Here is a 7,514-nt window from a genome sequence, read left to right on the forward strand (position 1 = left end):
TCAGTTCTTTTGGAATCTTTGATGGTCTTTATCAGAGCGTTTATTCTCATTCCAAGTATCTCATATTCAAGTTGTATTGCTTTTATCTTGTCTGAATCTCCGTAGTTCAATGATCTCGAAATCTCAAGCTGAGTAATAACCTCAAGCAGAGAGCCTCGAGCTTGATCAAGGAAATGCGCAAAGTCTTTTCTTGTTCCTCTCCCGGATCCTTCGGCGATATTCGAAGGTATGGAGACTGCAGATCTCTGCAGTTGTGATGCCAGTCCAAACTGCTCACTTTTGGGGAATTCTCGAGTGATCTCGTAGACTTTCACAACCAGATCCATAGAGACTTTCCAAACATCAAGATCTTTGAACCTCAATTGTGCCATTTCTTTCTCACCCTTTCATAAGTAATTCCATTATTTAACTAATCAGCTAACCCGCTAATCTGCCAATCTGCTATAAACTACCATTCTCCGCGATATCCCTTAGATACTTCCCATAATCAGTCTTAATAAGAGGTTCTGAGAGTCTTAGAAGCTGTTCTCTATCTATGAAACCCTTTCTATAAGCGATTTCTTCTATACAAGAAATGTAGAAACCCTGTCTCTTCTGTATTGTCTCAACGAAGTTGCTTGCTTCAAGCAAGCTGTCATGAGTTCCGGTATCGAGCCAGGCCATTCCTCTGCCGAACAATTCGACTCTAAGCTCCCCCATTTTCAAGTACTCTCTATTCAGGTCGGTTATTTCAATTTCGCCTCTTGCGGAAGGTTTGAGGTTCTTTGCAAGTTCTACGACTCGATTGTCGTAGAAATAAAGACCCGGGACCGCATAATGAGATTTAGGCTTTTCAGGCTTTTCTTCTATCGAAACGACGTTACCTGCATTATCGAACTCGACAACTCCATAAGCACGTGGGTCCTTCACATAGTAACCAAAGATAACTGCCCCGGACTGAAGCTCGGCTGCACTCTTAAGTGATCCAGACAAACCCTGTCCATAGAATATGTTATCTCCAAGGATCATAGCAACCTTTTCTGAACCAATGAATTCCTCTCCAACTATGAAAGCGTCTGCAAGACCTCGAGGTTCACTCTGAATCTTATAGTTGAATGACATTCCTAGAAGAGAGCCATCACCAAAGAGTTCCTTAAACACCGGGAGATCTCTTGGTGTCGAGATGATAAGGATTTCTCTGATTCCTGCAAGCATAAGTACTGAAAGCGGGTAGTAGATCATGGGTTTGTCATAAACTGGGAGGATTTGCTTCGAAATAGCTTTTGTGATCGGATGAAGCCTTGTTCCCGCTCCACCTGCCAGGATTATTCCTTTCAAAACATCAACCACCTTTCAATCACAATTCGGCGTTTATGAAGCAATGAATCTGTCTTCAACTCCATTTTTCATCTATGACATGTATCTTGTATCTCACATTCAGTAGCCACCTAAATAAGTATACGATATGTATTACTTTTGCTACAATGTAATATACGTGACTTATTCATTCAATGACACACTTTGAGATAGCTAATTGTGAGGTTCTGCTTTGCCCTATGTTCTAATACATTAGAGAAAGCCTAATTCTTGCTGCTTAAGGAGAAAAGATGAAAGAGACTCTTGCTCTTATACTAAACTGGAATGACTCACTTAGGACTGTCAATCTAGTAAGACAGCTTGTCGCTTTGAAGTACGATTGTGATGTCTTAGTAATCGACAATTGTTCTTGTTCCAGAGAACGAGAGATCCTAGAATCGCTTAAAACGGAGTACGGCGCTCATACTTTCAGCAATTTGGAAGACTGTGAAAGATCGCCTAATGAGGGCCTCAGAATTCTACTCTTGCCTGAGAACTTGGGATACGCCAAAGGAAACAATATTGGGTTGAGAATTGCTATGAAGAACAATTACAAATATGCACTAATCTCCAATAGCGATATCTCTTTGGAAAGAGAGGTTCTCAGTTCGCTTATTCGATGTATAGAAACTTCATCAAATGTAGCGGTAGTGGGTCCAAAGGTAGTGACACCTACAGGAATAATTAATCACCCAAGACGAATTCCAGATGCGTATGAGTTCATAGTGCGTCCAATGTTGTATCCTTTGGTTAGGATTGTAGAGAGGATCACTAGAGTGGATTCTTATCTGCGCCTTCCCAGCCTATACTGGGTCTCGGGCTCTTTCATGCTCATGAGTATTGAAAAGGTATCAGAAGTTGGTTTCTTTGATGAGAACACCTTTCTTTACATGGAAGAACCAATCCTTGCGGAAAGACTTAAAGGCAAAGGTTTTTCAATGAAATACTGTGATGAAGTATCAGTGTACCACGAATTTGGAGCTTCTACAAAGAAACTTGATAAAGCTTCAAGAACCTCAGAAATCCAAATCGCTTCTGAGGAATATTTCCTCACAAATTACAGAAGGTATGGCAAGGTTCTTATTACAATTGTAAGGATATCAAGATTCATGTACTTTAGGATTTGGTCTCCGATTATTATGTGGGTAAAACAAATCCATTTTCTTCAAACATAATATTAGAGCTAATAGATAGAGCCAGGTTCTCGAATCTGTTCCGAGTTATTACTACAATGATCCTTTCACTTACGTAATAGTTTGACACTCTCGCGCTAACGTGAAGTCATAACTTAACAGTTTTTTTGGGAGCCAAAAAATAAAGGTCATCGAAATCACCGCTTAGTTATTAAGGGAGAGAAGAAATGAGAATTCTTTTGCTTACAGGACTTGCTCCTCTTCTAGATAATAGAATTGCTGGTGCTGCAGTTGTAGATAGGCTAAGACACTACAGGAACTTCTGCGAAGTAAGGGCTGTTTCTCCCGTGAATATTATCTCCTCAGATATCTTAGGTCGTTTCTCACAGAGGTTTTCGAGGTATCCACCGAAAGAGCTCTTGCTAGAAGACGATTTGGCAATTGAATATCCTAGGTATTTTCTAGTTCCCAGAGACAAACCAATTGAAAGAATTGTAAGAACGATTTCTATGAGACTGCGGCCCAACCTTATTATAACCCACTGGGGTCCTACTGGCTGGGGCGCCAGTAGTGCCGCTACCAAAATGGGTATTCCTCATGTTCAATTCTTTCATGGAAGCGATATTCATGATTTGCGATTCAAGAATCATCGATCACATGAAAAGACAAGATCTCTTATACAAGCTTCGGATATTTGCTTTTTTGTCAGTGATGGACTTAAGAAGTTGTCGGAATCAAAGTATGGGGCAGCCCGTAATTCGTTTGTATCTCCTAATGGTATCAACACTGAAATATTCCGAGTATTACCTGAACAGCGACAAAGAAAACCAGGAGTTACTATCGGCTATATTGGAAGATTTGAGCCGATTAAGGGTGTTGATAATCTACCTGGAGTCTTCGACAGGATAAGAAAGGCTAGAAATGACATCCCAATTAAGTTTGTATTGGTGGGGGAAGGAAGCCTCAGAAAGTCAGTTGAGAGGCAACTCCAATCTAGTGGAATAAGCCATGTTTCTATTGGTTTTGTTGATCAAAAGAGGCTGGCTGAAGTCATGAATGACCTTGACGTCTTGCTAGTACCAAGTAGGAATGAAGGTTGGGGATCAGTAATACTTGAATCTATAGCATGCGGAACACCAGTAGTTGCAACAAAAGTCGGAGGTACTCCTGAGGCTATTGGCAATAGCTATAACGGAATTCTTGTTGAACCGGGAAACTCGTTTCTTGACAGATTTGCTCAAGCTGCTATCGAACTACTCGAGAATCCAAGGGAACCCGAAATTCTTGCTCAATATGCTAGTCAATTCTCATGGGCAAATATCGTTGGTCGCGAGATGAGAATCATGAAGGAGACACTGGCCATTGATTAGATCATCCTGTGTTCAGTCTAATTTCCTTGCTGGAACCGCTAGTAGTTATTTCGACTATTCGGCGCCACATCAAGGGGTCAATTGCTAGATAGACTTTTGACAGAAATCTTGAGGTGGTTCTTTCAGTTCCTTCAGCCATTGTTTTCCTATATTTTCTGTCGCAGAAAACATGATATCGCTCTAAACAATTCAGGCGGCTAATATTCGGAGTGATATATTTATCAATAACCGCAATTTGGTCTTCCAAGAAGCTTCTATCTGGAGATATCGAAGACCTTGTGCTAATTGATTGTCTGTGGCGCCGCCATAAAGCGATTGGCTTTCTAAGTACCGAGTAATTCATGTCGTTAAGAAGAAACTTGAGCCAAGTATGCCAGTCCTCGGTCCTAGTGAACTCTTCGTCAAAGAAGCCAATTTTTTCAATTGCTCTTCTCGAGAAAAAGGTACTTGGTGCAGGAATGAAATCGAAGCAAGCTAACTTTCTAAATTGCCTTTTACAGTCGCTTCCGTAATCCTTAAGGAACCTACTCCTAGGAATCTCTTCGNNGGTGAAGACCCTTGTACCAGTTGCAAGACTGTCATAAAAAGGTACGGCCATCCCATAACCAAAGTAGAACTCAGATAGATGTGAAACAAATCTAGCGATTTCCTCCAATGCATTTACGCATAGTAAGTCGTCTCCAGCAATGTATTTGACTAAATCCCCAGTAGTCTCCGATACACCAATTGTGTGAGTCTTTGATACACCAAGTCTTCTCTCGTTTCTAATTGCAACCTTTCTAACAAATCGCTTATCGTTTCTTGAAAACCACGAGTCAACAACATCGTTTGTATTGTCAGTTGAAGCATCGTCAACGACTACAAGTTCGATTTCCTTCAAAGACTGATTGCTTATGCTCTCTAAGCACTCCTCAACGAAATGTTCATGATTATGAGTCACCACAACAACACTGAAAAGTTGAGCCAACCTAACTCCTCCTTGCTTATAACTACCAACTCTTCTTTATCCCAAGAAACCACATTAAACGTTTCAGATAGCACTTTGTCCACAGATAGATCATCAGGAAGAAATCCCTTACGGTGCCTTTTGGATAATTCTTGTGGAGCTTCTTAAGATAATGAAGGCTTCTCTTACTACCGAGCTCAGCAAGTCTTACGAATTTGACATAGCTGATATCCTTTTCATAGTCACAAATGTGAGAGTATTTGTCCACAACAGGAAGATAGTACTTGAGTACTGTTTGGTAATCCGAAGATCTGCTCTTGTCACGAATCCTAACAGAACACAGTACCTCAGGGATACATGCAAACTTTTTTCCACTCAATGCAAATCGTATCCAGTAATCCCAATCTTCCAAATTGCCCAGCTGTTCGTCAAATGTCAAATCGCACCATCTGATCAATGGTGCATGAATGGGAAGAAAATTCCCTCGCATCATCCTGTGCGCAACATCTCCCTCAAAGACGTAGTTATTTACGTAGATGACTTGCCTCTTGTCTTCCCTGAAGTACTCAGTAAAGCAGTAAACCAAATCAACGTATTCGTTATTTCTCAGGAAGCGAGTCTGAGCATCAAGTTTCGAACGACTTATGAGATCATCTGCGTCCAGAAACTGTATAAATTCACCCCTTGAGATTTCGAGACCCAGATTCCGCGCATGAGAAACACCGTAGTTCTTTGTCGAACAATATCTGATTCTTGCATCTCTAAAAGACTGAATAACGTTTTCAGTCTGGTCGGAAGAACCATCGTTCACGACTATTAGCTCTATATCATCATAGGACTGTTCAATACATGATTTAAGTGTTTCGCCAACTGTCTCTTGGTTATTATAGGTGGGTATGATAATGCTTACAAGTCCAGGTATTCTTTCTTCATTCATAAGAGCAGATTCCCTAATAGAAAGTAACTCCTTTGGACATACTTCATAACTGCTTCTCCGTGATCATAATCATGGCTGAATTTACTAAGCCCCAAAGAGACCCTAGACCATACGAAACATGAAGAACGAAATACGCAATAATTGAAGCAAAGAAGACTGGAAAATTTCTCTCCTCAATAGCGTGCTTCGCAGATGCAAGAGATGTCAGCAAGAAATATAACGACACAACAGACAAGAAGAACAAGTTCCAGCTACTCAGCAAAAAACAATTTAGAACAGTCAAGATTAGGAATAGAACGAAAAAAAGTGGGACCAGATGCCTTCTTGAATACGGAACCTCGGCATACTTCTTCGCAGCAATAACCCAGAAGCCATTGCCAAAGTTGTTTCTCCAGAGTTCTTTGTAGGTTGATCGCGAGTAGTAAGTCAGCTCAATGTCAGGGAAGAGGATTATTTTCCCCCCCGCTCGTTTCAACCTCAAGTTGAATTCTATGTCTTGATTCCTTACAAGATTTTCGTTGAAATAACCGATTCTATCGAAGACCTCTCGTTTGTAGCAACCGAAAGGAACAGTATCTACTTCGGTGGGTTTGCTAACGCCCGTCCTGAATTTTGCACCTCCCACCCCAAGCGGGCTGGAAAGAACCTTCGAGATCGCTATCCCTACGGACGATTTGACTCTTGGTACTGTTTTCACTACTCCACCCACATTGTCTGCACCGCTTTCTATTGCATGCCGGACGCATTTAGAGATATAGTCAGATGGCATTTCGCTGTGTGCGCCGCTGAAGAATATGTATTCCCCTGTTGAAGCTTTTACTCCTAAGTTCATCGCAATGGGAGTTATCTTCTTTTCGTTGTCAATTAACAATACTCTGTTGTCTCGTATTGAGATTTCGTTCACGATATCTCTTGTTCCATCTTCACTCATTCCATCAACCACGATTACCTCTATGAGTTCTCCGGGGTAGTCACAGTCTAGAAATGACTTAACGCATCTCTCGATGAACTTTTCTTCGTTTCTGGCAGGTATAATAATCGAAACTTTCGGCAATTTCAAACTGTTCACCACATTTCTGCATCCTGGAATAAAAGGCCGAATTCTAATAAAGAGATCACACAGAACCAGAGGCTGTTCTTAGAGTTTTACAGGAACTCCTTCTCTAGCAGACTTATATATTCCAAGAATGATTTCCACGGATTTCTTCCCTTCTTCTCCGTTGACAAAAGGTTCGCGATCTTCGATGATTGCCCTGGCGAAGTCTTCAAAGGCTGTTATATGACCAGAGCCATAAACCGTTTCCGGGTCTGGAAGACTCATGAAAGAGTGTGAATCCTCACCTTCGAATCTCCAGGTCTGGATCTTGTTTACTGCCAGTCCACCGAGNNTATACTGTATCGGGATCGGGCAATTCCATTAACGGATGTGAGTCTTCGCCGTCAAATCTCCATGTCTGAATCTTGTTGACCGCCAGACCTCCCAAGACAACAGTTCCCTTTTCACCGAAGACAGAGAGAGTCTCTTCCAGATTCTTCGGATATACGTTTGCCGTTCCTTCGATTATACCAATCGATCCGTTCTTGAATCTAACAATTGCGGCCCCGAAATCCTCTGTCTCTATATATGGATGATTGTAGTTCTCTGTCATTGCAAATATCTCTTGGACATCTCCTCCTAGCATCCACTGGAGAAGGTCTATGTTGTGCGCGCACTGGTTCATTATCGTTCCGCCATCCATCGCCCATGTTCCTCTCCAGCTGGCTTGTTTGTAGTACTCTTCGTTTCTGTTCCA

At 41.5% G+C, this 7,514-nt stretch carries 7 protein-coding genes and 1 pseudogene; 2 read left to right on the forward strand and 6 right to left on the reverse strand.

Features of this window, described 5'->3' with window-relative positions; all coding sequences use genetic code 11:
• Both B3N33_RS09000 and rfbA read right to left on the reverse strand, forming a co-directional pair.
• Nucleotides 1-371, reverse strand: a 371-nt coding sequence (locus tag B3N33_RS09000) for a four helix bundle protein (RefSeq protein ID WP_292593058.1), incomplete at its 3' end; no start/stop codon positions are given.
• Nucleotides 372-441: 70 nt separating this feature from the next.
• Nucleotides 442-1,317, reverse strand: coding sequence for a glucose-1-phosphate thymidylyltransferase RfbA (gene rfbA, locus B3N33_RS09005; RefSeq protein ID WP_292593060.1), 876 nt, complete (start codon nucleotides 1,315-1,317; stop codon nucleotides 442-444).
• A gap of 269 nt (nucleotides 1,318-1,586) precedes the next feature.
• Between rfbA and B3N33_RS09010 the strand changes: the two genes are divergently transcribed.
• A complete protein-coding gene (locus B3N33_RS09010; RefSeq protein ID WP_292593062.1) occupies nucleotides 1,587-2,510 on the forward strand; it encodes a glycosyltransferase in 924 nt (307 codons plus the stop codon).
• 185 nt (nucleotides 2,511-2,695) lie between these two features.
• Complete coding sequence (locus B3N33_RS09015) at nucleotides 2,696-3,838, forward strand: glycosyltransferase (protein ID WP_292593063.1); 1,143 nt, start codon at nucleotides 2,696-2,698, stop codon at nucleotides 3,836-3,838.
• 1 nt (nucleotide 3,839) lies between these two features.
• Here the strand turns inward: B3N33_RS09015 and B3N33_RS09020 are convergent, their stop codons facing one another.
• From B3N33_RS09020 to B3N33_RS09040, 4 genes and pseudogenes are all read right to left on the reverse strand, one after another.
• The gene (locus B3N33_RS09020) at nucleotides 3,840-4,781 is read right to left on the reverse strand and encodes a glycosyltransferase (protein ID WP_422655905.1); all 942 of its coding nucleotides are present in this window, start codon (nucleotides 4,779-4,781) and stop codon (nucleotides 3,840-3,842) included.
• Between the two features lie 46 nt (nucleotides 4,782-4,827).
• Complete coding sequence (locus tag B3N33_RS09025; protein ID WP_292593068.1) at nucleotides 4,828-5,721, reverse strand: glycosyltransferase family 2 protein; 894 nt, start codon at nucleotides 5,719-5,721, stop codon at nucleotides 4,828-4,830.
• Nucleotides 5,722-5,764: 43 nt separating this feature from the next.
• Nucleotides 5,765-6,793: a glycosyltransferase family 2 protein gene (locus tag B3N33_RS09030; protein WP_292593072.1), complete on the reverse strand. Its 1,029-nt coding sequence runs from the start codon at nucleotides 6,791-6,793 to the stop codon at nucleotides 5,765-5,767.
• Nucleotides 6,794-6,859: 66 nt separating this feature from the next.
• Nucleotides 6,860-7,514, reverse strand: a pseudogene (locus tag B3N33_RS09040) (Gfo/Idh/MocA family protein); the annotation flags it as partial.

Source organism: Mesotoga sp. UBA5825, assembly GCF_002432955.1.
GTDB lineage: Bacteria > Thermotogota > Thermotogae > Petrotogales > Kosmotogaceae > Mesotoga.